This is a genomic window from Barnesiella sp. An55 (assembly GCF_002161555.1).
In the GTDB taxonomy this organism is placed as follows: Bacteria; Bacteroidota; Bacteroidia; order Bacteroidales; family Barnesiellaceae; genus Barnesiella; species Barnesiella merdipullorum.
The window spans coordinates 97245-122392 of the sequence record NZ_NFHZ01000006.1 but is presented as its reverse complement, the minus strand read 5'-3'; the positions used below and the strand labels follow the sequence as shown (position 1 = coordinate 122392).

Annotated in this window: 20 protein-coding genes; 5 read left to right on the top strand and 15 right to left on the bottom strand. The window is 53.8% G+C overall.

Annotated elements, in window-relative coordinates:
• Positions 1 to 47: 47 nt before the first annotated feature.
• The gene (gene polA / locus B5G10_RS05460) at positions 48 to 2831 is read right to left on the bottom strand and encodes a DNA polymerase I (protein WP_087423726.1); all 2784 of its coding nucleotides are present in this window, start codon (positions 2829 to 2831) and stop codon (positions 48 to 50) included.
• Between the two features lie 116 nt (positions 2832 to 2947).
• On the opposite strand from polA, the gene B5G10_RS05455 reads away from it, so the two are divergent.
• Positions 2948 to 3925, top strand: a complete 978-nt coding sequence (locus B5G10_RS05455; protein ID WP_087423725.1) for a polyprenyl synthetase family protein — start codon at positions 2948 to 2950, stop codon at positions 3923 to 3925.
• A 77-nt stretch (positions 3926 to 4002) separates the two neighbouring features.
• Here the strand turns inward: B5G10_RS05455 and B5G10_RS05450 are convergent, their stop codons facing one another.
• Complete coding sequence (locus tag B5G10_RS05450; RefSeq protein ID WP_087423724.1) at positions 4003 to 5676, bottom strand: nucleoside kinase; 1674 nt, start codon at positions 5674 to 5676, stop codon at positions 4003 to 4005.
• A gap of 181 nt (positions 5677 to 5857) precedes the next feature.
• Here B5G10_RS05450 and B5G10_RS05445 point away from each other — a divergent pair, with 181 nt between their 5' ends.
• Positions 5858 to 7681: a Na/Pi cotransporter family protein gene (locus B5G10_RS05445; RefSeq protein WP_087423723.1), complete on the top strand. Its 1824-nt coding sequence runs from the start codon at positions 5858 to 5860 to the stop codon at positions 7679 to 7681.
• An 85-nt stretch (positions 7682 to 7766) separates the two neighbouring features.
• Here the strand turns inward: B5G10_RS05445 and B5G10_RS05440 are convergent, their stop codons facing one another.
• Positions 7767 to 8465 (bottom strand): NAD-dependent deacylase, encoded by a 699-nt coding sequence (locus B5G10_RS05440; RefSeq protein ID WP_087423722.1) that lies wholly within the window; start codon positions 8463 to 8465, stop codon positions 7767 to 7769.
• 1341 nt (positions 8466 to 9806) lie between these two features.
• Here B5G10_RS05440 and B5G10_RS05430 point away from each other — a divergent pair.
• Both B5G10_RS05430 and B5G10_RS05425 read left to right on the top strand, forming a co-directional pair.
• Entirely contained in the window at positions 9807 to 10391 is a 585-nt protein-coding gene (locus tag B5G10_RS05430) for an FKBP-type peptidyl-prolyl cis-trans isomerase (protein WP_087423720.1), read from the top strand.
• A gap of 18 nt (positions 10392 to 10409) precedes the next feature.
• Complete coding sequence (locus B5G10_RS05425) at positions 10410 to 11306, top strand: FKBP-type peptidyl-prolyl cis-trans isomerase N-terminal domain-containing protein (RefSeq protein WP_087423719.1); 897 nt, start codon at positions 10410 to 10412, stop codon at positions 11304 to 11306.
• A gap of 148 nt (positions 11307 to 11454) precedes the next feature.
• Here B5G10_RS05425 and B5G10_RS05420 read toward each other — a convergent pair whose 3' ends face one another.
• The 7 genes from B5G10_RS05420 to B5G10_RS05390 all read right to left on the bottom strand — a co-directional run bounded on the left by B5G10_RS05420 (position 11455) and on the right by B5G10_RS05390 (position 18283).
• A complete protein-coding gene (locus tag B5G10_RS05420; RefSeq protein ID WP_087423718.1) occupies positions 11455 to 12564 on the bottom strand; it encodes an ABC transporter permease in 1110 nt (369 codons plus the stop codon).
• Positions 12565 to 12579: 15 nt separating this feature from the next.
• Positions 12580 to 13683, bottom strand: a complete 1104-nt coding sequence (locus B5G10_RS05415; RefSeq protein WP_087423717.1) for an ABC transporter permease — start codon at positions 13681 to 13683, stop codon at positions 12580 to 12582.
• 8 nt (positions 13684 to 13691) lie between these two features.
• Complete coding sequence (locus tag B5G10_RS05410) at positions 13692 to 14435, bottom strand: ABC transporter ATP-binding protein (protein ID WP_241147719.1); 744 nt, start codon at positions 14433 to 14435, stop codon at positions 13692 to 13694.
• Positions 14432 to 15355 carry an ABC transporter ATP-binding protein gene (locus tag B5G10_RS05405; RefSeq protein WP_087423716.1) on the bottom strand — a complete coding sequence of 308 codons (924 nt, stop codon included), beginning with the start codon at positions 15353 to 15355 and terminating at the stop codon, positions 14432 to 14434. Before B5G10_RS05405 ends, B5G10_RS05410 begins: the two co-directional genes overlap by 4 nt.
• Positions 15356 to 15367: 12 nt before the next feature.
• Positions 15368 to 16270: an HlyD family efflux transporter periplasmic adaptor subunit gene (locus B5G10_RS05400; protein ID WP_241147718.1), complete on the bottom strand. Its 903-nt coding sequence runs from the start codon at positions 16268 to 16270 to the stop codon at positions 15368 to 15370.
• 29 nt (positions 16271 to 16299) lie between these two features.
• Positions 16300 to 17526 carry a TolC family protein gene (locus B5G10_RS05395; RefSeq protein WP_158098780.1) on the bottom strand — a complete coding sequence of 409 codons (1227 nt, stop codon included), beginning with the start codon at positions 17524 to 17526 and terminating at the stop codon, positions 16300 to 16302.
• Between the two features lie 106 nt (positions 17527 to 17632).
• Positions 17633 to 18283: a TetR/AcrR family transcriptional regulator gene (locus B5G10_RS05390; protein WP_087423713.1), complete on the bottom strand. Its 651-nt coding sequence runs from the start codon at positions 18281 to 18283 to the stop codon at positions 17633 to 17635.
• Between the two features lie 285 nt (positions 18284 to 18568).
• Between B5G10_RS05390 and B5G10_RS05385 the strand changes: the two genes are divergently transcribed.
• Positions 18569 to 19030: an Lrp/AsnC ligand binding domain-containing protein gene (locus B5G10_RS05385; RefSeq protein ID WP_025278550.1), complete on the top strand. Its 462-nt coding sequence runs from the start codon at positions 18569 to 18571 to the stop codon at positions 19028 to 19030.
• A gap of 124 nt (positions 19031 to 19154) precedes the next feature.
• On the opposite strand, the gene B5G10_RS05380 is transcribed toward B5G10_RS05385, so the two are convergent.
• The 5 genes from B5G10_RS05380 to rpoN are packed head-to-tail and all read right to left on the bottom strand — an operon-like array spanning position 19155 to position 25020.
• Complete coding sequence (locus B5G10_RS05380; RefSeq protein WP_087423712.1) at positions 19155 to 20528, bottom strand: MATE family efflux transporter; 1374 nt, start codon at positions 20526 to 20528, stop codon at positions 19155 to 19157.
• 15 nt (positions 20529 to 20543) lie between these two features.
• Positions 20544 to 22352 (bottom strand): 4-hydroxy-3-methylbut-2-en-1-yl diphosphate synthase, encoded by a 1809-nt coding sequence (locus B5G10_RS05375; RefSeq protein ID WP_087423766.1) that lies wholly within the window; start codon positions 22350 to 22352, stop codon positions 20544 to 20546.
• A 30-nt stretch (positions 22353 to 22382) separates the two neighbouring features.
• Complete coding sequence (gene purE / locus B5G10_RS05370; RefSeq protein ID WP_025278547.1) at positions 22383 to 22889, bottom strand: 5-(carboxyamino)imidazole ribonucleotide mutase; 507 nt, start codon at positions 22887 to 22889, stop codon at positions 22383 to 22385.
• A gap of 22 nt (positions 22890 to 22911) precedes the next feature.
• On the bottom strand, positions 22912 to 23526 hold the full coding sequence (locus B5G10_RS05365) for a hypothetical protein (protein WP_087423711.1): 615 nt from the start codon (positions 23524 to 23526) through the stop codon (positions 22912 to 22914).
• A gap of 24 nt (positions 23527 to 23550) precedes the next feature.
• Complete coding sequence (gene rpoN / locus B5G10_RS05360; protein ID WP_087423710.1) at positions 23551 to 25020, bottom strand: RNA polymerase factor sigma-54; 1470 nt, start codon at positions 25018 to 25020, stop codon at positions 23551 to 23553.
• Positions 25021 to 25148 lie beyond the last annotated feature (128 nt).

Below are 25148 nucleotides of genomic sequence, written 5' to 3'. Positions count from 1 at the left end.
TTACACAATTATTTGTCGCGAAGGGGTGTGTAGCTCTGTTTTTCTGGTTAATGAGCCTCGAGCCAGTTGTGTCCGACTCCGTAGTCGGCCAGCAGAGGTACCTGCAGGGGATAGGCATTCTCCATTTCGTGGCACACGATCTCCTTCACCCGGTCGAGTTCGTCGGCGGGGACGTTGAAGTTGAGTTCGTCGTGCACCTGCAAAATCATGCGGCTCTTCAGACCCTCCTCTTCAAACCGCCGGGCAATGCGTATCATGGCAATCTTGATGATGTCGGCGGCACTGCCCTGGATGGGGGCATTGATGGCATTTCGTTCGGCATAACCCCGCACCACGCTGTTGTGCGAGTGGATGTCGGGGAGCATGCGTTTGCGGCCGCAGATGGTCTCGACATAACCCTTTTCGCGGGCCACCTCGATGCTCTTGTTCATGTACTCCTTGATTTGGGGGTAGCTCTCGAAGTAGCCGTCGATAAGCACCTTGGCTTCGCTGCGGGGAATGTTGAGCCGCTCGGCGAGGCCGAATACCGAAATGCCGTAGATGATACCGAAGTTGGCCGTCTTGGCCTTTCGCCGCATATCGGAGGTGACCTGGTCGATGGGCACTTTGTAGATCTTGGCGGCCGTGGCGGCGTGGATATCCGACCCTTCGCGGAAGGCCTCGATCATGTGCCGGTCGCCGCTCAGGTGGGCCATGATGCGCAGCTCGATTTGGGAGTAGTCGGCCGAGAAGAAGAGGCACCCCTTGTCGGGCACGAAGGCCCGACGAATCTCGCGCCCTTCGCTGTCGCGTATGGGTATGTTTTGCAGGTTGGGGTTGCTCGAGCTGAGGCGGCCGGTTGCGGTAATCGTCTGGTTGAACGAGGTGTGAATCTTGCCCGTTTTGGGATTGATCAGCTCGGGCAGAGCGTTGATATAGGTACTCAGCAGCTTGCGTATGCCGCGCTGGTCGAGAATCTTGCCTACGATGGGATGGCGCGAACGCAGTTTCTCCAGAATCTCTTCGGTGGTAGAATACTGTCCGGTCTTGGTCTTCTTGGCCTTTTCGTCGATTTTGAGCCGGTCGAACAGAATCTCGCCTACCTGCCGAGCCGAACTGACGTTGAAGGTGGTGCCGGCCAGTTGGTAAATCTCCTGTTCGAGCTCTTCCAGACGCCGGGTGAGCAGGTCCGACGAACTCTTCAACTCGGCGATATCGACGTTCACGCCGGTGATCTCCATGTCGGCGAGTACGCGGGTAAGAGGCATCTCCATCTCATAGAAGAGCTTTTCCATCTTGCCCGTGGCCAACTCTTTCTCAAGCCGGTTTTTCAGTTGCAGGGTGATGTCGGCATCTTCGGCGGCATAGGGGTATATCTGCTCGATGGGGACCTGTCGCATGGAGAGTTGCTTTTTCCCCTTCGGGCCGATGAGCTCTTCGATTTCCACCGTTTTGTAACCCAGATAGATGCTGGCCAGATAGTCCATGTTGTGGTACTGCTCGGGTTGCAGCAGGTAGTGGGCCACCATGGTGTCGAAGAGGTTGCCCTTGACCTCTACCCCGTAGTTGTGCAACACGATGTAGTCGTATTTGATATTCTGCCCGATCTTGAGCGAGGCCGGGTTTTCGAGAGCCGATTTGAAGATGCGTACCGTTTCGCGTGCCTTCTTCTGGTCGTCGGGCACGGGCACGTAATAGGCCTCGTGTTCTTTGAGGGCAAAGGAGAGTCCCACCAGTTCGACGTTCATGGGGTCGATGCCGGTCGTCTCGGTGTCGAAGGCGAAAGCCGGGGCACAGGCCAGGAGTGCAGCCAGGTCCCACATCTTCTCCGGGGTATCGGTCAGGTGGTAGGTGTGGGGGGTGGTGTGGATGTCGGCGAGTTTCGACTCGACCGGTTGCTCCTGGGCAGTCTCCTGCTCGGCCGGAGCCTGGTCGAAGAGTGAGCGTTGCGGCGCTGGTTTGGGAGTGGCTGCGGCTGTCTTGTTACCCAGTACCCGGTCGGTGAGGGTGCGGAATTCCAGCTCCTCGAAGATGGGGCGCAGTTTCTCGCCGTTGACGGGTTCGCGTCGCAGAGCTACCTCGTCGAAGGTCAGAGGCACGTCGGTGCGAATCGTGGCCAGGAAACGCGAGAATTCAATCTGCTCGCGGTTCGACTCGATTTTGGTTTTGAGAGCCCCCTTCAGTTGGTCGGTATGGGCCAACAGATTTTCGATGCCGCCAAAGTCGGCGATGAGTTTCACGGCTGTCTTTTCGCCCACACCGGGACAGCCCGGAATGTTGTCGGAGCTGTCGCCCATGAGTCCCAGGATATCGATTACCTGCTCGGGCGAATCGATGCCGTATTTGGCCTTTATTTCGTCGGGGCCCAGTATCTCGAAATCGCCGCCGAACTTGGGGCGATACATGAAGATGTGGGGTGATACCAGTTGGCCGTAGTCCTTGTCGGGGGTCATCATGTAGGTGTCGAATCCCTCCTTCTCGGCCAGTTTGGCCAGTGTGCCAATCACGTCGTCGGCTTCGAAGCGGGGCACCTCGATGATGGGTATGTTGTAGGCCCGGATGATATCTTTGATGATGGGGACCGAGTAGCGTATCACCTCGGGAGTCTCTTCGCGCTGGGCCTTGTACTGGTCGTAGGCCTCGTGACGGAATGTGGGTCCCTGGGGGTCGAACCCCACGGCAATGTGCGAAGGATTCTCTTTCTTGAGCAGCTCTTCGAGGGTATTGACAAACCCCAGAATGGCCGAGGTGTTCACACCTTTGGAGTTGATTCGGGGGTTCTTGATGAATGCATAGTAGGAGCGATAGATAAGCGCGTAGGCATCTAACAGAAACAGTCTTTTCTCTTGCATGCGGATATGCGGTTTGTAGATAAGAATTAAAAAAGCGTTATTGCAATGCGGTAAAATTACGATAAAAATACGGATTCTTTTGTTTTATTACTATTTTTGCACCAGAATAAATTGATATGGATAAACTTTTGGTCATACGGCAACCTATTATTGGAGAGCTCGATTTACTGAATAAGACCCTTACCGAGACCCTGCATACAAACAGTCCTTTGATGAACGAGGTGATAAATACCTACCTCGAGAGTAAAGGCAAGCAGATAAGGCCTATTCTGGTATTGCTGTGCGCTCGATTGTTCGGCCCGGTGCCTCGCACGGCTATCGATGCCGCCGCTTCGCTGGAGCTGCTGCACAATGCCAGCCTCATTCATGACGATGTAGTCGATGAGTCGCAGAAACGTCGCGGGTTGCCTACGATCAACCATCTGTATGACAATCGCATTGCGGTGTTGACCGGCGATTATTTCGTGTCGTGCGCGCTCGACTGTTCGGTGCGTACCAACCAGATGGCAATCATTTCGAGTCTGGGCACGCTGGGCCGGGAGTTGGCTCGCGGAGAGATCGACCAGCTTTCCAATGCCCGCAATCACCGGCTTGACGAAGGTGCATACTTCGAGGTGATTCGCCGCAAGACGGCGTCGCTCTTCTATGCCTGCATGCAGTTGGGCGCTTTGGCTGCTGGAGCTTGCAAGGCCGATGTCGAGCGGTTGAGCCTGTTTGGCGAGAAGTTGGGCCTTTGTTTCCAGATTAAGGACGATATATTTGACTACTACGAAGATAAGGTGATAGGTAAACCCACGGGCAACGATTTGCGTGAGGGGAAAATCACCTTGCCGCTCATCTATGCGATTACACACGGCTCGGGAGCCGAAAACGAGGCCATGCGGGCTTTGCTGTTTAGCGAAGAGCATCTCTCGGCCGAGCATGTGTACACACTCATCGAGTATGCCAAGCGTGAGGGTGGTATCGAGTATGCCTATGAGACGATGAAGCGCATACGCAACGAGGCCGTGGCGTTGCTCGAGGGGTTCCCTCCGTCGGAGACGGTCGATGCCCTCATCTCTATTCTCGACTATACCATTGAGCGCGAGAAATAGCTGCTTAAAAGAGATTTGAATACAACAACGGGACTGTCCCTTTGGGGGGCAGTCCCGTTTGTCGTTTGCTGTACAAGTCAGTATTTGAAACTGCTGCCGCCGAGGAACTCGCGCAGGAGCGAGGTGGGCGGTATCTCGCGCTGGTTGATCGACTGGAAATATCCCAGGAAATGGAGCAGTCGGTGTGCCTCGGCATACTCGTGGCAGTTGTGGGGCACGGCGCTGAGGATGGGCTGTGCATAGTCTTTCATCACGGCCAGTTCGAAGAGGAGCGACGAGTTGAACATGGCGTCGGCATTCTCCTGGTAGGGGAAAATCCACTTCTCTTCGCCCCGTCTCACGCTGCCCCAGCGGGCAATGGTGCTTTGGGCCGAGGCACCGCGGTACTTGTAGTCGCGGATGATGCGGCGCAGCAGCCGGTTGTCGGCCGTGGGTATCCAGTTGTGATCGTCGATCGAGATGGTGGTGAGAGCCGATACGTATATGCGGTATTTCAAGTGTGGTTCGATTTGCGGGGTGAGGTCGGGGTTGAGCCCGTGTATGCCTTCGAGAATGAGCACGGCTCCCTCGTCGAGTTTCAAGGTGTTGCCCCGGTATTCGCGACTGCCGGTCTCGAAGTTGTAGGTAGGCATCTGTACCGTCTCGCCATGCAGCAATCGGTTGAGGTCCTTGTTGAAGAGGTCGAGGTCGAGGGCATAGAGCGACTCGTAGTCGTAGTCGCCGGTCTCGTCGTGCGGGGTATCTTCGCGGTTGACAAAGTAGTTGTCGAGCGAGATGGCCACCGGCTTGAGCAGGTTGGTCATGAGTTGGATCGAAAGCCGTTTGGAGAAGGTGGTCTTCCCCGATGACGAGGGGCCCGAGATGAGCACGATGCGGGTGCCCTCCTCGTGATACCGCCGGGTAATGTCGTCGGCAATCTTGCTGATTTTCTTTTCGTGCAACGCCTCGGCCACCTTGATGAGGTCGGTCGCCTGGCGACTCTCGACCACCTTGTTGAGGTCGCCGATGTTGCTCAACCCGATGATGTGGTTGAAGGTGAGGTACTCTTTGAAAGCGTTCAGCATCTTCTCCTGGGGCTCTATGGGGGCTGGAGTCTGCGGGTCGTCGGGCATGGGTGGAACCAGCAACACACCGCCGTTGTATTTCATCAGGTCGAACCCTTGCAGATAGCCCGTCGAGGGGGTGAGCCAGCTGTAATACGAGTCGGCCAAGCCGTCGAGCGTGTGATACTGGGTATAGAGCTGGCGGGTCGATTGCAGCAGCTCCACTTTGTCGAGCATGCCCTGTTGGCGGAAAACCTCGATGGCGTCGGTCGTGTGACATTCGATTTTCTTGAAGGGGATATCGGCCGCGATGATTTGAGCCATGCGCTCCTTGATGCGGGCGATGACTTCGGGTTTGAGTGCTTCGGGATTGTCGAGCAGACAGTAGTAGCCGTGCGAGAGGGAGTGCTCGATGCGCAACCTCGTGCCGGGAACGATATCGCTGATGGCTTTGTACATGACAAAGCAGAGCGAGCGCACATAGGTGCGCATGCCCGAGGGGTGGGTGATGTCGAGAAACTCGATATCCTTGGGTCCATATACCCGATATCGCAACTCTTCGGTTTTGTTATTTACATAGGCACATACCGGACGATGAGTCAGTTGGGGTTTTGCCATTTCGTAGATTTCGAGCAGACTTTCACCTCCGTCCACAGGTATGAACTGGCCGGTGTTTACACAATAAACGTCAAATTTTTCTCTTTCCATAGTCATCTCAAAATGTGGCTGAGGACCATACTTTTTGTTAATAAAAATAAAACAATAATCGTTGCTCTGTGCAAGTCTTTTTATTTGTATAAATTTGCAAAGGAATCTTTTCCCCAGATGCAAGATTGAGTGTTAAATATACCACAAAGAGGATAATAAAACAACTATTTAAGAAACTTTTATGGAGTACACATTTCTGGACTTCTTGACCTTAATCGGGTCGGTAGGCTTGTTCCTGTATGGAATGAAGGTCATGAGTGAGGGGTTACAGAAGGTGGCGGGCGACAGGCTTCGCAATATCCTTGCTGTAATGACAAAGAATCGGTTTTCAGGAATGTTTACCGGTATATTGATAACGGCTCTGATACAGAGCTCTTCGGCCTCGACGGTGATGGTGGTGAGCTTTGTCAATGCCGGCTTGATGACTCTGGGGCAGTCGATGTCGGTAATTATGGGTGCCAACGTGGGAACCACCGTCACAGCCTGGATTATCTCCATCTTCGGTTTCAAAGTCAACATCACTCTGTTTGCTCTCCCTCTCATTGGTATAGGTACACCACTGCTTTTCTCGGGCAACAGTACCCGCAAGTCGTGGGGCGAGTTTCTCATAGGTTTCTCCTTCCTCTTCATGGGGCTTGATTACTTGAATCACTCGGTGCCCGACCTGAAAAGCAATCCCGAGATTTTTGAATTTCTCACCTCATACACTCAACTGGGTTTCCTCTCTATCCTCATCTTCTGTGCCGTGGGCGCCATCGTGACGATGATTGTGCAGGCCTCAAGTGCCACGCTGGCCATCTCGCTCATCATGTGTAGCAAGGGGTGGATTACCTTCGATATCGCTGCGGCTCTCATCCTGGGTAGTAACATAGGTACCACAATCACACCGTTGCTGGCCTCAATCAGTGCCAATGTGTCGGCCAAGCGTGCCGCCATGGGGCACCTGCTCTTCAATGTGCTGGGGTCGATTTGGACGCTTGTTCTGTATTATCCCTTTATTCGCTTTATCGTGTGGATATGTACTTCGCTCGGCGTGGGGAATCCCAACGACCTGATGGCTTTTGTCGAGGTCAACGAGCAGACTCATCCTTCGCTGATTAATGCGCTGAACAATGGCACCTCCCTGGATACCCCCGATTTTGAACAGCAGAAAGCCCGTTTCGAGGCCATGCAGTTCTCGGTATCGTTTGGGTTGTCGATGTTCCACACGGTATTCAATGTGATCAACGTGACCATCATGATTTGGTTTACCGGGCTCTACGAGAAGATTGTTACCCGGTTGGTACGGGTCAAGGACAAGACCGACGAGGAGTTCCAGCTGAAGTTCATCTCGCGAGGCATGTTGTCGGCTTCGGAGTTGAATTTGCCCCAGGCTCATCAGGAGATTGCCGTCTATGCCGAGCGGGTGCAACGCATGTTTGGCATGGTTGGAGATCTGTTACACGAGAAGGAGGGCAGCGAGGCCTATATGAAACTCTATAACCGCATCGAAAAGTATGAACAGATTTGCGACCGCATGGAGCTCGAAATCGCCGGTTTCCTGAATCTGGTCGTTGGCGGTCGGTTGAGCTACGAAGGCAAGATGCGGGTAAACAGCATGCTCAGTATCGTGACCGAAATCGAGAGTATAGGCGATTGCTGCTACAATCTGGCCCGCACGTTGCAGCGCAAGCAAGACTCGCATATTGTCTTCAACGACGAGATTGTGGGCAATATCGATGCCATGTTCAAACTCAATGCCGAGGCTCTGTCGAATATGGTGGCCCTCTTGTCGAGCAACGAGCCGCCCTTGAGCGAGATAATGATTTCGTACAACAAGGAGAGCGAGATTAATAACTTCCGCAACCAGTTGCGCAAGTCGAATATCGAGAATATCAACAACAAGCACTATGAATACCAGGCCGGTATCTACTACATGGATATGATATCGGAGTGCGAGCGGTTGGGCGACTATGTGATCAACGTGGTCGATGCCATCAAGCAGCAGCACGAGCGTCACGCTTGAAAGAAAAGATGATATTTATAACAGGCAGCCCGTGGAGAAAACTCTCCACGGGCTGCCTGTTTATGGAATTGGGGACAGATGGTCGTTATTGTTTTTGGTGCAAGAGTTTGATGAGCTCGGCTACTCCCTCCGAGGCACCCTTTTGAATCACATGCACGTGACGGTTGCCCGGCACCCTCACCTCTTTGGGGTCGATGAGGTAGATGGGGACTTGGGGGCGCACATAGCCGAGCAGACCGGCGGCGGGATAGACGTTGAGCGAGGTACCTATCACCACGAAGATGTCGGCCTCTTCGGTAATGTGGATGGCCGGTTCGATCATGGGAACGGCCTCGCCAAACCACACGATGTGCGGCCTCAGCCGGTCGCCATGCGAGTCGGTGGCATCGGGAGCCAGTTCGTACTGGTCGGGGGTGAGTTCATAGACCCGGCTTTCGTCCTTGACCGAGCGGACTTTGGTGAGCTCGCCATGCAGATGAATGACATGCGTACTGCCGGCCCGCTCGTGCAGGTTATCGACATTCTGGGTAATGATGGTCACGTCGTAGTCTTTCTCGAGTTCGGCAAGACCCTTATGTCCTGCGTTAGGCTCTACGGTGAGCAACTCTTTGCGCCGTTTGTTGTAGAACCCCTGCACCAAAGCAGGATTCCGTTCCCACCCCTCGGGGGTAGCCACATCTTCTACGGGATAGCGGTCCCACAGGCCGCCGCTGCCGCGGAAGGTAGAGAGCCCGCTCTCTACGCTCATGCCCGCGCCGGTGAGTACAACCAGTTTCTTTTTCATTGTTGTGATATTTTAGGTTTGTACATGAATCTTTTCCCAATACAACTCCATGACAGTATGGAGAGGAGAACCGTCGTAACCAGTACGACAGTAAAAGCCACTCCTGGCCCATAGTGGCATACACCCAAGTGAACCGCCAGTTGAATGACCGGGAAATGGAATAGGTACATATCATACGATACATTATCTATTCGGCTGAAAAAATGCCCCCATTTCCCTACCATGGAGAAAAAAAGCACTAATGAAGCTACTATTAGGGGGCCTATTGTGAAAGAGTAGAAAGGTATATATTCTCGTAACCCGACTAATATGAACGCTATGAAAAATATATGCCAGCGATATTTCATGAATTTGTCGAAATGGAAATAGATGAGGACTCCAGAGTAAAAAAACATCAATTGCCCAAAAATCTGTCGAGATAAGATGTTATATATTTCTTGTCCGGTGGACTGAAAGAGAAATAGAAAAGTTAAACGGTATATAACCGATAACAAGTAAATAGAGATAAAAACAAAGGTCTTATTCCATTTGAAACGTGTATAGCACCAAAAAACTATTGGAACAGATAGATATAATAGCCATTCAATTTTCATCGTCCATAACGAACCGTTTACGGCTTGAGTCACATTCCCCGAGAAAACCCCGGGTAAACAGGGCTCGATAAAATTTAAAAAGGAGAGGTTGGCGAGTGTGTACTTTAGCCATTGACTCGATTGGAAATAATCGAGAATAGATCGGTCGGATATGACGACTAAGCCTATGGAACAGAGTAGTACAATAAAAAAATAGGGAGGAAGAATTCTTCTGGCTCGTCGCTCCAAGTATATTTTTACACTTCTTTTTTTTAGAAAACTTCCAAATACAAGGAATCCGCTGAGGGCAAAAAATCCACCTACTCCGGTAAAACTGTTTGTGGGCCAGGGTATCTCGAATCCGGTTAAGTAATTAAAATGGGCAATGAGAACCGATAATGCAAGATAGTATCTCACAAGATCCATGTTGTTACGTCGGGTTATGAACAGAGGTTTGTTCTCTTGCATGTCGGAAGTGAATAATAAAGTAAAAATAGAATAAAATAACGGATTAGACAAGAATTGCTCTCAAAATCTTTCTGTTGGTTTGAGAGGGAAACTTGATCAAAGAGTGTGGCATAACAGAAGAGAGTTTTGTAGAAATCTTATAATAGTTATCAGATAAGTCTTGGTAAACTATTGAATGGTTGTATTCGGGGGCAAATTATATTTTTTTTTAAGGAGATTTTATCGAATTAAGTATAAAAGCCCTATCTTCGCCACGCAAATATTTTGAATAGGTTTGCCTAATTGTACAATAGAATAGAAAATGGACAAATTGAGTTATGCATTGGGTCTCAGCATGGGGCACAATTTCCTGGGTTCGGGTATTAAATCGTTGAACGTCGAGGATTTTGCCAAAGGTGTAGAGGCCGTATATAAGCAAGAGAAGCCCGAGATAAGTTTCGATGAGGCCAAGAAAATCATCAACGAGTATTTCACCAATCTGCAAAACGAGATTGCCGAGGAGAACCGGCGTGCCGGCGAGGCATTCCTGGCAGAGAATGCCAAACGTCCCGGGGTAGAAGTTCTGCCCAGTGGTTTGCAGTATGAGGTACTCAAAGCCGGAACCGGTCGCCGACCCAAGGCTACCGACAAGGTACAATGCCACTATCATGGCACCTTGATCGACGGGCAAGTGTTCGACAGCTCGATACAGCGGGGTACTCCCGCCGTGTTTGGAGTCAACCAGGTGATTCCCGGTTGGGTAGAGGCCTTGCAACTGATGCCCGAAGGTTCTCGCTGGAAACTCTACATCCCCTCCGATCTGGCATATGGCGAGCAAGGTGCCGGTGGTAGCATCCCGGCCAATGCAACCCTTATCTTTGAAGTTGAACTTATAAAAATATTGTAATTAATTACTTCATAAACAATGAGAAAAAGTATTTTATTTTTTGTAGCACTTGCCGGTTTTACGGCAATGTCGTCGTGCGAAAGCAAAACTGTTACGGCACTGAAGAGTGCAACTGTTACGACACTGGAGAATGCATCCGACAGTGCCAGCTATGCATTGGGTGTTTCGAATGGAGCTCGTTTGGGTGACGCTATGAAATCGGGTATGTATGAGCAACTCAAGGATATCAAAACCGATGAGTTCATGAAAGGTTTTGCTGCTGCTCTGAAGACCGACTCTACACAACGTTCCTATGAATTGGGTCTGGGTCAGGGCCTTTATGCCAAAGAGATGCTGAAGAATATCAAGCAAGGCACAGGTCTTGATATCGATATCGCTACCTTCATTCGGGCTTATAAAGATGCTTTGGCCGGTGACTCTACGCTGTTGATTTCGCCCATGAATGCCAATCATGTTCTCGACTCTATCTTCAGAGCTGCTGCCGAGGCTAAGGAAAAAGCCGAACTCGACCGTTTGGCAGCTTCTCCCGAAGCTAAGGAAAACTTGGCCAAAGGCAATGCCTTCCTGGTCGAGAAAGCCAAAGAAGAGGGTGTGGTAAAAACCGAATCGGGCCTGCTCTACAAAGTCGTTAAAGAGGGCCAGGGCGAAAAGGTTCAGAAGAACCAACGTGTGAAAGTGGCCTATAAAGGCTCGTTGATCGATGGTACTCAATTCGATGCCAACTCGGGCGCTATCTTCTCGCCGATGGGTGTTGTTCCCGGTTTTGGCGAAGGGTTGCTGCAGATGCAAAAAGGTGGCAAATATATCCTCTATATCCCGGCCGAACTGGGCTACGGTGTTCGTGGCGGCGGCGACAGAATCCCGACCAACTCGACTCTCGTATTCGAAGTAGAGGTATTGGATATCTTGAAATAAGCAGGGGGTGACAACCCGGAGAGAAGGCTTTGAGTAAAGTCGTTCTCTCGCAAGAGTGTCGAAAGTTAAAACGACATATGGCCAAGAGCCCGGTACAATCGTGTACCGGGCTCTTCTTTTTTACCTCTGTCGGGGATGGTTGTGGTTGTCAAGTCGTTTTTTTGTAGCTCAGGATGACCCACGCGACCATGACGGTACCGATGGTGAGCAGCCCTGCGGCATCGCTCCAGACGTCGGCCAGGGTGCTGCCTTTGATATAGACGCCGCGCATGGCATCGGCATAGTACCGCATGGGATTCAGGTAGGTAATGGCCTGGGCCCAGTCGGGCATCGAGGCAATGGGGGTGAAGATACCGCTCACCAGCATGAATACCATCATGAAAAACCAGGTCACAAACATGGCCTGTTGCGCATTTTCGCTGTAATTGGAGATGAGCAGTCCCATCCCGGCGGTGACCAGTATGTTGCCGGCGGTGAAGAAGTACATCAGACCCACCGAGCCTGCACACGAGTAGTCAAACACCCATCGGGCTATGAGCAGGCAGGCGGTGAGTACGAAGAAAGCCACCAGCCAGTAGGGAATGAGTTTGCAGAGGATAAAGACGCCTCGGTTCACGGGGGTCACGTTTATCTGCTCGATGGTGCCCCGCTCTTTCTCGCTCACGATATTGAGAGCCGGGAAGAAACCCGTGAGCATCGTGATGGCGATGACGATGAGGGCCGGGACCATGAACTTCTTGTAGTCGAGATAGGTGTTGAAGTAGTATTTGGCCGACACGTCGAGTTGGGGCCCTGCCGTCGGGGAGGCCGTGGAGGCGGGCGAAGCCTCGGCCCGGTAGCGTTGGATGCACGAGGTGAGATACCCAGCCCCGATGCTCCCTTTGGTCCCGTTAATCGTGTTGACCTTTATCCCCACGGGCAATGCCTCGCCACGCTCCAGACAGCGGTCGAAGTCCGACTCGATGGTGAGTATGGCATCGGCCCGGTTCTTGTCCATCTGTTGCATGGCCCAGTCCGGGTCGTCGCTCACGGCTACCAGATTGAAATAGCCCGAGGCGGTGCAGGTCTCGATCAGCTTCGACGAGGCGACCGACCGGTTGCTATCGACTACCACCAGATTGATGTTGCGTATCTCCATGCTCACGGCAAAGGGGAATACCAGCATCATCAGCACCGGGAAGGCAATAGCCATCTTGGGCAAGCCGGGATCTCTGAAAAACTGCTTGAACTCTTTCTCCAGCAAATAGAGTAGAACCATAGAAATGCCTCCTGTTTATAATCTTCGTTTGAATAACCTTACACTTACGACCAGTAGAAAGACGGTCATCAATAGCAGAATGAGGAACTCGGGGTAGATGTAGCCGAAGCCCACCCCCTCGATCATCACCTTCTTGACCATGATGATATACCACTTGGCCGGGATAATGTCCGAGACGTATTGCAGAATCACCGGCATGCTCTCGCAGGGGAAGATGATGCCCGAGAAGATCATCGTGGGCATCGTGAGTCCCATGCCCGAGATGAGCAGAGCTGTCTTTTGGGTGGACGAGATGACCGAAATGAGCAACCCGATGCCCAGCGAAGCCAGGATGAACAGAACCGAGACTACCGACAGCAGGAAGAGACTGCCCCGCAGCGGTACCCCCAGCACGAAACGCGATAGCAGCAGGATGGTGACCAGATTGACCAGTGACAGGGCCAGATAGGGGATGGCCTTGCTGATGATGACTCCCATGGGACGGATGGGCGAGACGAGCAGCAACTCCATGGTGCCGCTCTCTTTCTCGCGCACAATCGAGATGGCGGTCATCATCGAGCAGACGAGCATGAGGATGAGTCCCATCACCCCGGGCACAAAATTGTAGGATGACAGCACAGCCGGGTTATACATATACTGTACATGCGGGCTTGAGGCCATTTGCGGGCCGCCTGTCGCACTCAAGTCGCCCTGCACGGCGGAGAGTACCCCGTTGACATAATTGACAATCATTTGGGCCGTATTAGGGTCCGACCCGTCGCCCAACACCCGCACCGAGGCTTTACCGTAGTGGTGCAGTCGTTCGTCGAAGTCGCGCTCGAAACAGACCGCCACATCCGATTTCCCGGCACGGAACCGTTCGGCAACCTCGGTCACCGATTCATAGACGGCGGCTACGTTCAGATAGGGATTCCGGTCGATGCGCTCGACCATCTGCCGCACCGAGGGGTCGCCCGTATCGCCCACGATATCGACCCGGGCATCGTGTACCTCGGTGCTGACGGCAAAGCCAAACAGGATAATCTGCACGATGGGCATCACCAGCACGATGAGGATGGTGCGCCTGTCGCGGAATATATGCCGGAACTCTTTCCTGATGAACGAAAAAAATTCTTTCATACTCTTTTCTATTCTCTTTTGGCCTGGTAGGCCAGTTTACGGAATACCGTGTCCATATCGGTCGCCTGGTAGTGCTGCTTGAGTGCTGCGGGGCTGTCCAGGTCGGCAATGACTCCATCGACCATAATCGATACCCGGTCGCAATACTCGGCCTCGTCCATGTAGTGAGTGGTGACAAATATCGTCGTTCCCCCTTCGGCCGTTTCGCAAATCAGGTCCCAGAAGAGGCGGCGGGTTTCGGGATCGACTCCGCCGGTGGGCTCGTCGAGAAAGACGATGGCCGGCTGGTGAATGAGGGCGATGCTGAAGGCCAGTTTCTGTTTCCAGCCCAGCGGCAGGTCGCCCACCAGTTCGTCCCGCAGGTCGGTCATGTTCAGGTAGTGCAGCATCTCGTCGCTCTTCTGACGGATGCGCTTGCCGCTCAGTCCGTAAATTCCTCCGAACAGGCGGATGTTTTCCCATACCTTCAGGTCGGCATAGAGCGAGAATTTCTGACTCATGTACCCGATGTGGCGTTTGATTTTCTCCTGTTCGCGGCACAGGTCATACCCGTTGACGGTACCGCCCCCCGAGGTGGGCAGACTCAGCCCGCACAAGATCTTCATGGCGGTGGTCTTGCCGGCTCCATTGGCCCCGAGGAACCCGAATATTTCGCCCCGGTGCACCTCGAAGCTGATGTGATCGACCGCCGTAAAGTCGCCGAATTTCTTGGTGAGCTTATCGACTATGATAATATTTTCTGTTTCGTTCACGACTCTTGCCTTTCTTCTTTTGCCAGTTCCATGAAACAATCTTCGATATTGGGCTCGATTTCCCGCACGACCACGTCGCTGAATCCTTCGGCCTGAATACGGGCCTGCAACTGTTCCGGACTTATTGTCCCCGGCTCGACGGCAACGTGGTGCTCCGACCCGAACGAGAAACATCGCAACAGGTCGGGACAGCGGCGCAGGAACTTCAACAGGGGGTATGCCGGTTTGCCCGATACCCCGAACAGCCGATGCGGATACTGGGCGACAATGGCGGCCGGAGTGCCCGTTTCGATGAGGTGCCCCTTTTGGATGAGCGAGATGCGGTCGCAAAGCGAGGCCTCGTCCATGTAGGGGGTCGATACTAGTATGGTTACCCCCGACTCGCGGATGCGGTAAAGCATGTTCCAGAAGTCTTTGCGGCTCACGGCATCGACACCCGTGGTGGGTTCGTCGAGGAAGAGCACCGAGGGGCGGTGTACCAGGGCGCAGCAGAGGGCCAGCTTCTGTTTCATGCCGCCCGACAGCTTGCCGGCCCGTCGGTCACGGAAGGGCTCTATTTGAGAATAAATCTCCCGGATGTTTTCATAATTTTCGGTTATCGTGGTGCCGAACATGGTGGCGAAGAAGTCGAGATTCTCGGCCACCGTGAGATCCTGGTAGAGCGAGAACCGCCCCGGCATGTAGCCGATGTGCCGTCTGATGGCCATGAAATCCTTCACGACGTCGAGCCCCTCGACGCGGGCACTGCCGTTGTCGGGCAGGAGCAGGGTTACCAGGATGCGGAACAGCGTGGTCTTGCCGGCACCGTCGGGGCCTATGAGCCCGTAAATCTCACCGGCCTGTATGTCGAGCGAGACTTGCTCCAGCGCCTGGCAGTTGCCGTAGCGTTTGCTTACATTTTCTACTTCAATGGCTCCCATGGTCACATTGGTTTAGTGGAAGCGTACGTAGGCATACATGCCCAGTTTGAGGTAGCCGTCGTTCTCGATTGCGATTTTGGCGGCATAGACCAGGTCGGCCCGTTCGTCTTTGGTCTGGATGTTCTTGGGGGTAAACTCAGCTTCGTCGGCAATCCACACCAGATGGCCGTTGTATTGGCGGGGCTTGTCGGTGCCATCTTCGATGGTCACTCGCAGGGTGTCGCCCAGTTTCACCTCGGCCAGTTGTGCGGTGGTGAGGTAGGCTCGCACATAAATCTGATTCATGTCGGCCAGTTTGAAGAGCGATTTCCCCGAGGTTACCAGCTCGCCCGCTTCGGCAAACTTGGTCAGAACCGTGCCGTCGATGGGGGCCACGATGCGGCATTTGCCCAGCTGGTCGTCTTTCTCGGCAATTTGCACGTCGTAGAGGGCCACCTCTTCGCGTATGCCGGCATTGTTGCGCTCATAGGTCTGTTTCTTGGCGGCAATCTCACGACGGGCGACGGCAATCTGCGAGACGAGGTCGTCCACCTGTTTGCGGGTGGTGGCATCTTTGGCCTCGAGAGCCTGGTAGCGTTCGTGGTCTTCCTGCAGTTTTTCGAGCTGGGCATATTGCGAAGCCAGCTGCCGGTCAATGTCCACCAGTTTGGTCTGGGCATTGGCCCTCTTGCGCACCAGCTCTTTCTTTTGCAGATAGGTTTGTACCGAATCGATTACGCCCACCTCCTGGCCGGCCTTGAGTTGGTCGCCCTCGGCAAGCTGCAGGGCTACGATGCGACCGTTGACTTCGGCCGATACGAGTACTTCGGTGGCTTCGACCTGACCACAGGCATCGAAGTCGCGCGAGTGGTCTGTGCAGCTGCCCAGGGTCATGGCTGCTGTCACTGTCGCTACGTATAAAATGGTGTGTTTCATATCCTTTGGCTTTTATGGTTCTCGATTTGTTATTGTCCAAGTGTATTCTTCAGGTCGCAGATGGCCATGATGAGCTGCACTTGATGCAGCGATTCGGCCACCCGGGCATTGAACTCTTCGTCGATCATGTCCATCAGGTCGGTGAGCATAATCACCCCCTGCTTGTATTGCTCTTCGCCGGCCTGGCGTATCTCCTCGCGCAGCCTGATAATCTCGCGGTCCTGCTCGAGCACCTGCCGGGCTTTGTTCACTTCGTTGAGACGGTCGGTCACATCGAGCATCGTGTTGAATACGAAGGTCTCCTGCTCGCGCTCGATGCGCTCTTTTTGGGCCGCGATTTTGCGAATATCGTTCTTGCGGGAGTAGAGGGCTCCCAGATTCCACTGCATTTTTACCCCCACGGTATAGTAGGGCTCAAATTCGTTTTTCAGGATATTCAGTCCCGGCCGCCCGATACCGCCCTGCAACGATAGATTGAATTTGGGGTAGAGATTCGATTGCAGATCCTGGCGCTGTACCTGGTTCTGCTCCAGCTGTGCCTTGTAGAGTTGCAGCTCGGGACGGGAGAGGGTGGCGGTATCGATTTGCATATCGATAGGTGGTTCTGCAAACTGAGCCTGCGACATATCCTCGCCGGTGAGTCGTCCCAGCATATCGACATAGGCGCGGCGGTCGGAGTTCAGCGACGAGATGGTCTGCCGATAGTTGAGGATGTTCACATCGACGATACTCAAATCGGACTTGTAGGAGACGCCGTGCTCAATACCGGCCAGCACCGACTCGCGGTTGCGGTTGAGGCTCTTGAGGGCAATCTCGTTCTGCGCGATTTGTTTGTCGATCAGCAGGATGCCCAGGAAAATGTTCTCCACCTTTTGTCTGATGCTGTAGAGCGTGACCTCCAGTTGTTGACTCTGTATCTCGGCATCGGCACTGATGAGCCTCCTTTTACTGGCGGTAGAGCCTCCGTCCCAAATCGTTTGGCTCAACTCACCCACCAGCGAGTATTGGTCGTGGGGAAGGTTGAATTTGAACTCGGGTATCTCGAAGGGCATCTCGACCACCTTCGACTGGTATTGGGCTTTGCCACTGATGGTGAGTTGAGGCAGCCAGCTTTGGCTGGCAGTCGAGAGGTCATACTTCTCGGCTTCGCGAATGAGTCCGAGTTCCTTGATTTGCGGATAGTTGTTGTGGGCTTTTTCCACACATTCGGTCAAGGTCACCTGTGCGGTAACCGGGCCTGCGATGCATGCCCACATGATAAGAAAACCCCATTTTTTCATCTCTATATCTCCCTTTGAATTATTCTGTAATTGACGGTTATCCTCTTTCCTGTTGCTGTGGCATTTCTTCTCCATCCACTGGTTACCGGTCGGGAGTGCTTCGCCCGTAAAGGCGGTAGTGCAGCAGGGCAATGACCTCGTCGTGCCGGCGCTGCAGGGCCTGCTCCATTGCTGACGGGTCTATCTCTACCGCCCGGTTCACGACGGGGAGGAAGAGGTAGGTCGAGAAGCTCAGGGTGACGATGTCGAGAAACAGTTGCTCGAATGTGACAGGATTGCATCGGCCGGCCCGCACCTCATTGTCGAGCAGCAACTTGTGATGACCGGCAAGTCCCGAGATGAGATTCAGGGTGCTCTCCTGGTAGCGTTTCAGCAACTCGGGGTTGTGCAAGGCTACGTCGTACAGGAAGCTCACCAGTTGGCGATGCTGGTCGAGGAACTCCAGCAAACGAGTTACACCCCCCTTCAGATTGTCCCAGAACGACACCTCTTCGGTGGACATGGCGTTGCGTATCGAGGCAAAAAGTTCGTGCAGGTTTTTGTCCAATACTTTGAAGAATATCTGCTCTTTGGTCTGGAAGTAGTAGTGCAGCATGGCGTGGGTCACACCCGCCCGGCGGGCTATCTCGGTGGTCGTGGCCAGCAGGTAGCCTCTTTCCAGGAACAGCTCTTCGGCCGCAGCCATAATGGCCCCCTCGGTATTCTTGCGTTTGTTTGTATTCCCTTGATTCATAGCAGATAGTTTATTTAACAGCTCTGTTAATTCACAATTATAACTATTTCTTGTGAGACGACCAATAAAAAATCGAATTTTAACACAGAATCATATTTCCAAATGGTTACCCCAAATCTCTTTTTTTGTCTTTTTGCTTCAAAAAATAGTCGAATGAACAACCGATAAACAGAGTGTTTTTAGTAATAGCAATATCTTTTTGTCAAAAAAAACACTAAAATATAGTTGTATATTCAAAAACAAATGATATTTTTGTCGCAAAATGATTTGTGTAAATAAAAATTTATGGAAAAGATAGATAACTTAGATCGCCAGATACTCGAGATCATCATGCGCAATGCGCGCATTCCGTCGAAAGACGTAGCTGCCGAGTGCGGTGTTTCGCGTGCGGCTATCCATCAGCGCATTCAGCGCATGATCGATATGCATGTAATTACCGGTTCGGGGTATCATGTAAACCCCAAGTCACTGGGTTTTAGAACTTGCACCTACATCGGGGTGAAACTGGAGAAGGGGTCGATGTATCGCGATGTCGTTCCCGAGCTCGAGAAGATTCCCGAGGTTGTGGAGTGCCACTTCACCACGGGTCCCTACACGATGTTGTGCAAACTCTATGCACGGGATAACGAGCACCTGATGGAACTCTTGAACGACAAGATTCAGCACATCAAGGGTGTAGTTTCGACCGAGACGCTTATCTCGCTCGAGCAGAGCATGAACCGGGAGATACCGGTGATGAAGGAGTAAGCAGGAGAACGCTTGCGGCCGCTTGGCGGGCCGTTTGAATATAGCAGCGAGGGCAATTCCGGCGCAGAGCGCAGGAGTTGCCCTCGTTTGGTTTCAGTAGAGTTTCATGGGAGTAACGGATACTCTATGCGGCTGGCGTTATAGAGCTTTTGTTCCGCATCTTTTTGTTGGTTTGCCAAAGCATCAACAGGGTGATGATTGTGGCTATCGTATCGGATACCGGCATGGCACCCCACACGCCGTTCAGTTCGAAGAGGCGGGGCAGAATGAGCAACAGCGGGATGAGGAAGATAACCTGGCGGGTGAGACTCATGAAAATCGATTTCGAGGCCATACCCAGCGACTGGAACAGGTTGGTGGTGACAATCTGTATGCCCACGATGGGGAATACCCCCATGGCAATGCGCATGCCGTGTATGGCCACATCGATAAGGTGGCTGTCGGTCGTGAAGGCCCGTATGATGTAGTAGGGGAAGAAGGTGGAGCCTATCCACCCGATGGTCGTGCAGATGGTAGCCACAGTACAGGTGATTTTGAAGGCCCGTTTCATGCGGTCGTAATTGCCGGCTCCGTAGTTGTAGCCCACGACCGGCTGCATGCCCTGGCACAGCCCCACGATGAGCATCACCACCAGCGTGGCATAGCTGTTGAAGATGCCGAATGCACCTATTGCCTCGTCGCCGCCGTATCGGTAGAGCGAGGTGTTGATGATGGCGTTGATGACACTGCTGGCAATATTGACCAGGAAAGGCGACATGCCTATGGAGACGATGTTGATGAGTACCATCCACTCGAGCTTGAAATACCGGCGGTGGAATCGCACGCTACTGCGGGAGTTGCAGAAGTGGGCCATGACGAAAATCATCGAGATGGTCATGGCTATGTCGGTAGCGATGGCTGCCCCCTTGATACCCAGTTTGAGGCCGAAGATGAAGATGGGGGCGAGGATGAGGTTGGAGAAGGCACCGATGAGCATCGTGTACATGGCCTTGCCGGGATAGCCCGAGGCACGCATCATGTTGTTGAAACTGTAGCACAGGTTGGTGCAGAGCATACCGGGCATGATGTAGAGCAGGAACTCCCGGGCATAGGGTATGGTGCGGTCGCTGCCGCCGAAACTGCGCAGGATATCGTCCATGAAGATGACGAAGAGCGAGAGGTAGCAGAGGGCAAAGGTGATGGAGAGGATGAGGCTGTTGGCCAGAATCTTTTCGGCCTTCTCCTTGTCGTCCTGCCCCAGTACAATCGAGATGCGGGCCGCGGCTCCCTGACCGACGAGCATACCGATGGCTCCCGATATCGACATGATGGGAAAGGTGAGGGCCAGCCCCGATATGGCGTCGGGGCCCACACCCTGCCCGATGAAGATGCGGTCGATTACGTTGTAGAGCGACATGACCATTGTCCCCACGATGGCCGGTACCGAGTACCGCCACAGGAGTTTTCCTACGGGGAGCGAAGCCAGTTCGGCTCGAATGTTGTTCCTGCTGTCGTTCATGGTCGGGCAAAGGGGTCAGGAGGGATCGCACCAGTCGCCGTTGGCTTGGATGAGGGCGATGAGTTTTTCGATAGCCTGCTCCTCGGGTATATTCTTTTCGATACAGGTTTTTCCTTTGTACAGGCTCACCCGGTTGCGTCCGGCTCCCACGTAGCCGTAGTCGGCATCGGCCATCTCGCCGGGGCCGTTTACGATACAGCCCATCACGCCTATCTTGAGTCCCGTCAGGTGCGAAGTGGCCGCTTTGACCCGCGCCAGAGTCGTTTGCAGATCAAACATGGTGCGTCCGCAACTGGGACAGGAGATGTACTCGGTTTTGCTGAATCGCTTGCGGGCGGCTTGCAAAATGGTGAACATATAGTCGGTGAGGCTCTGTGTGGCGATATCTCCCTCGTTGTGGAGGAATACCCCGTCGATGAGGTTGTCGAGCAGGAACGGCCCGAAATCGGCCCCGGCCTTCACTTGCAGATCCTCGGGATTGTTTTCGCGGTAGCAGGCCTTGAGCACTACGGGGCTGGTGCAACCGGCAACGGTGAGCCGTGCCAAAGCGGCACGTATGTCGCCTACGGGGTTGGCATGGTGCGATGTGAGGATGAGTACCACGCCTTTCTCTTGGGACAGTTGGGCCAGCAGGGTTTCGGTGAGGTCGGTGGTATCGACCTGCAGGAAACGCACGGGAGCCGGGCAGTCCGTGAGGGCTTGCCAGTCGCCTGGACCGAAGAGCGGGCAGGTGTTGGCTTCGCCACGATAGTGACGATAATCGACAATCGAGCGCGTACCTTCAAGGGCCTGGTCGCGGGTGTAGTAGAAGTCGGCCTTCGTGCCCGTGCCGGGTTTCCCTTCGGCAATGACTACCGGTTGCTCGCCGGCACCTATGCCGCCGCAATCTTCTTTGGGGCGAGCGGCCAGTTGCTCGAGCGACAGATGAGGTGCCTCGATGGGCGCATGACCGGCCCGCGCCGTGATGTAAGCAACCAATTTGCGAGCCACCGGAACCTCGGCTTCGGGAGCTTCGCTCAGCGAGACCCGTATGGTATCGCCTATGCCGTCGGCCAGCAGAGTGCCTATGCCCACGGCCGATTTTATTCGGCCGTCCTCACCGTCGCCCGCCTCGGTCACACCCAGGTGCAGCGGGTAGTGCATCCCCTCGGCATCCATCGTGTGGATGAGCAGTCGCACGGTTTCGACCATGACCACCGTATTCGAGGCTTTGATCGATATGACCACGTTGTCGAAATGCTCGTCGCGGCAGATGCGCAGGAACTCCATGCACGACTCGACCATCCCCGCCGGAGTGTCGCCGTAGCGGCTCATGATGCGGTCGGAGAGGGAGCCGTGGTTGACACCCAGCCGTATGGCGGTGTGGTGCTCCTTGCAGATGTCGAGGAAGGCGACAAACCGCTCCCTGAGTCGTTTCAGCTCGGCGGCATACTCCTCGTCGGTATAGTCGATTTGCTTGAAGGTGCGGGCACTATCGACGAAGTTACCGGGGTTGATGCGCACCTTCTCGACGGTACAGGCCGCAGCGTCGGCCGCTTTGGGGTTGAAGTGAATATCGGCCACCAGTGGGGTGTGATATCCCCGGGCATGGAGCCCCTTCTCGATTTCGGCAAGGTTTTCGGCCTCGCGCACCCCTTGGGCGGTGAGTCTCACATAGTCGGCACCCGCCTCGATAATGCGGATGCACTGCTCTACACTGCCCGGGGTGTCGAGTGTAGAGGTGTTGGTCATCGACTGTATGCGTATGGGGTACTCTCCCCCCAGCGGGGTGTCGCCTATCTGTACGACGCTGCTTTCCCGGCGGTGATAGTTGTAGTAGTCCATGGTCACAATGAGAACGGCGTGATGGGGAGATTAGTTGGTTTTGAATTTATATTTGACCTCGGCCAAGGCTTCGTTGGCGGCCACAATCTTCTGGGTGAGACCGGCTTTGTATTTCTCCACCTTTTCGGCAATGGCGGCATCGCCGAGGGCCAGCATCTGGGTAGCCAGGATGGCGGCATTGAGCGAGGCGTTGATACCCACGGTAGCTACGGGAATTCCGGGAGGCATCTGCACGATGGCCAACAGGGCGTCGAGACCCTCCATGCCCGATTTGATGGGCACGCCAATGACCGGCAGCGGTGTCATCGAGGCAATGACTCCAGGCAGGTGAGCAGCCATACCGGCAGCCGCGATAATGACTTTGATGCCGCGTGCTTTGGCTCCTTTGGCAAACTCCTCGACCTGGGCCGGAGTGCGGTGGGCCGAGAGGGCCAGCATCTCGAAGGGTATTTCGCACTCGTCGAGCAGCTTGGCGGCTTTCTCCATAACGGGGAGGTCCGAGGTGCTCCCCATGATTATACTTACAACAGGTTTCATAATGGTATATATTACTTATCGGTTAAACAAAGATATAGAACATCGACACACAACAGAGTACCCCCAGGGCAAAACCGGCGCCTACCTGTCCCAGCGTGTGGCGCTTGAGCAGGATGCGCGACGAGCCTATGGCTCCGGCCAGCAGCACAATGGCGATTTGCAGCGGGAGAATATAGGGGGTGAGCATGAGTCCGTAGAAACTCATGAGAAAGACCAGTGTTACCATCGAGCCGGCAGCTACCATGTGGGCGCTTATCTTCCAGTAGCGGTTGATGAAGAGGGCGATGATGAGCGAGACGATGGCTCCGGCTATGAACGCGAGTATCCAGCCCGGTATCCCGAATCGGTAGAGATAGAGGTAGCAGGCAATGTAACAGGCGAAGTTGATGATGTAGGGCACGGTGCGCTCGGTGCGTTCGTGCAGTCTGAAGTCGCTCACGTGGCCCGTCTTGTACAGGATATAGATGCCCAGCGAGGGCAGTATGCAGGTGGTGAGCAGTACCCCGATGACGATAATGCCCAGCAGACGGTCGCCAAAGATGCGCATATACGAAGTGTAGAGCGCAATGGCTATGCCGTAGGTAGGCATGAGCAGCGGGTGAAACAGGGTTGACAGTATGGTTGCCACTTTTTTCATCGGTCGTTTGAGTTTAATAGGTTTTCATATCTCTTTTCTCAACCGGGCCACAGGGATGGAGAGTTGCTCCCGATACTTGGCGATGGTGCGCCGCGCAATGGGATAACCCTTCTGTTGCAGCATCTCGCACAGCTTGTCGTCGGAGAGCGGTTTGCGCTTGTCTTCGTGCTCGACCAACTCTTGCAGCAGCCGTTTGATTTCGCGGGTCGAAACCTCCTCGCCGGCATCGTTCTGCATCGACTCGGAGAAGAAATATTTTAACGGATAAATGCCGAAATTTGTTTGCACATATTTGCTGTTGCTGGCTCGCGAGATGGTCGATATGTCGTATCCCGTGCGCTCGGCCACATCTTTCAGAATCATGGGCTTGAGGGTGCGCTCGTCGCCGGTGAGGAAAAACTCCTTTTGCAGCTCGACAATGACCGTGATGGTCTTGAGCAGGGTCTCTTGCCGCTGTTTCACGGCGTTGACAAACCACTGGGCGGCGTCGAGCTTTTGCTTGACGAAGAGCAGGGCGTCGCGTTTGTCGCGGGTTTGGTTCTGCTTGTTCGACGAGTAGTCCTCCAGCATGTCCTGGTAGTCGCGGCTCACGTGCAGCTCGGGTATATTGCTGTTGTTGAGGCTGATGGAAAGTTCGCCATCCTGAGCCTCGACGTAGAAGTCGGGGATGATGTGGTGTTCCGAGTTCCCCGAGTAGCTGTTGTTCCAGGCGCTGCCCGGCTTGGGGTTGAGCTGGGTAATTTCGTGGATGGCCTGTTTCAGCTCCTCTTCGCTCACGTTGCACTGGCGCATGATTTTGTCGTAGTGTTTCTTGGAGAACTCGTCGAACATCTGGTCGATAATCTTGTAGGCCAGCAGGTTGGCTGGAGTCCCCTCGTGGCGTTCGAGTTGCAGCAGCAGGCACTCGCGCAGGTTCGAGGCGCCGACTCCGGCGGGCTCGAACTCCTGAATCATTTGCAGGATATCCTCGACCTGACTCACCGGTACATCGAGTCCCACCTGGAAGATGAGGTCGTCGGTGATAGCCTGTATGGGACGTTGCAAGTAGCCGTTGTCGTCGATATTGCCGATGATGTATTGGGCTATCTGGTATGAGGTGTCGTCGAGCGGTTGTTCGCCCAGCTGACTCTCGAGGTAGTCGTGGAACGACGAGGCCGAGACAAAGGGAATGTCGTCTTTCTTGTCGTCTTTCGAGAAGTTGTCGGCCTCGAGGCGGTAGTCGGGTATGTCGTCTTCGGTGCGATAGTCGCCCAGCGAGATCTCTTCGGCCGATTCGGTGGGGTTCCCGTCCTCGTCGGCGTTGGGGTTGAAGTCGTTCAGGTTGTCGAGACTCTCTTCCCGGCCCTCTTCCAGGGCGGGGTTATCGACCAGCTCCTGCTGCACTCGCTCTTCAAACTCCACTTCGGTGAGTTCGAGGAGCCGGATGAGTTGTATCTGCTGGGGTGAGAGCTTTTGTTGCAGCTTCTGTTGTAGCTGCTGTTTCAGTGCTGCCATAGGCCGAGAATCATTTGCAAACGAAGGTAACGATTTTTACGCTAAATAAGTAAAAAAATGAGAATTTTTAACCCGCTACAATATATGTTTGAAGTAGGGTAAAAAAAGAGCCGCATATCGGGCGATAT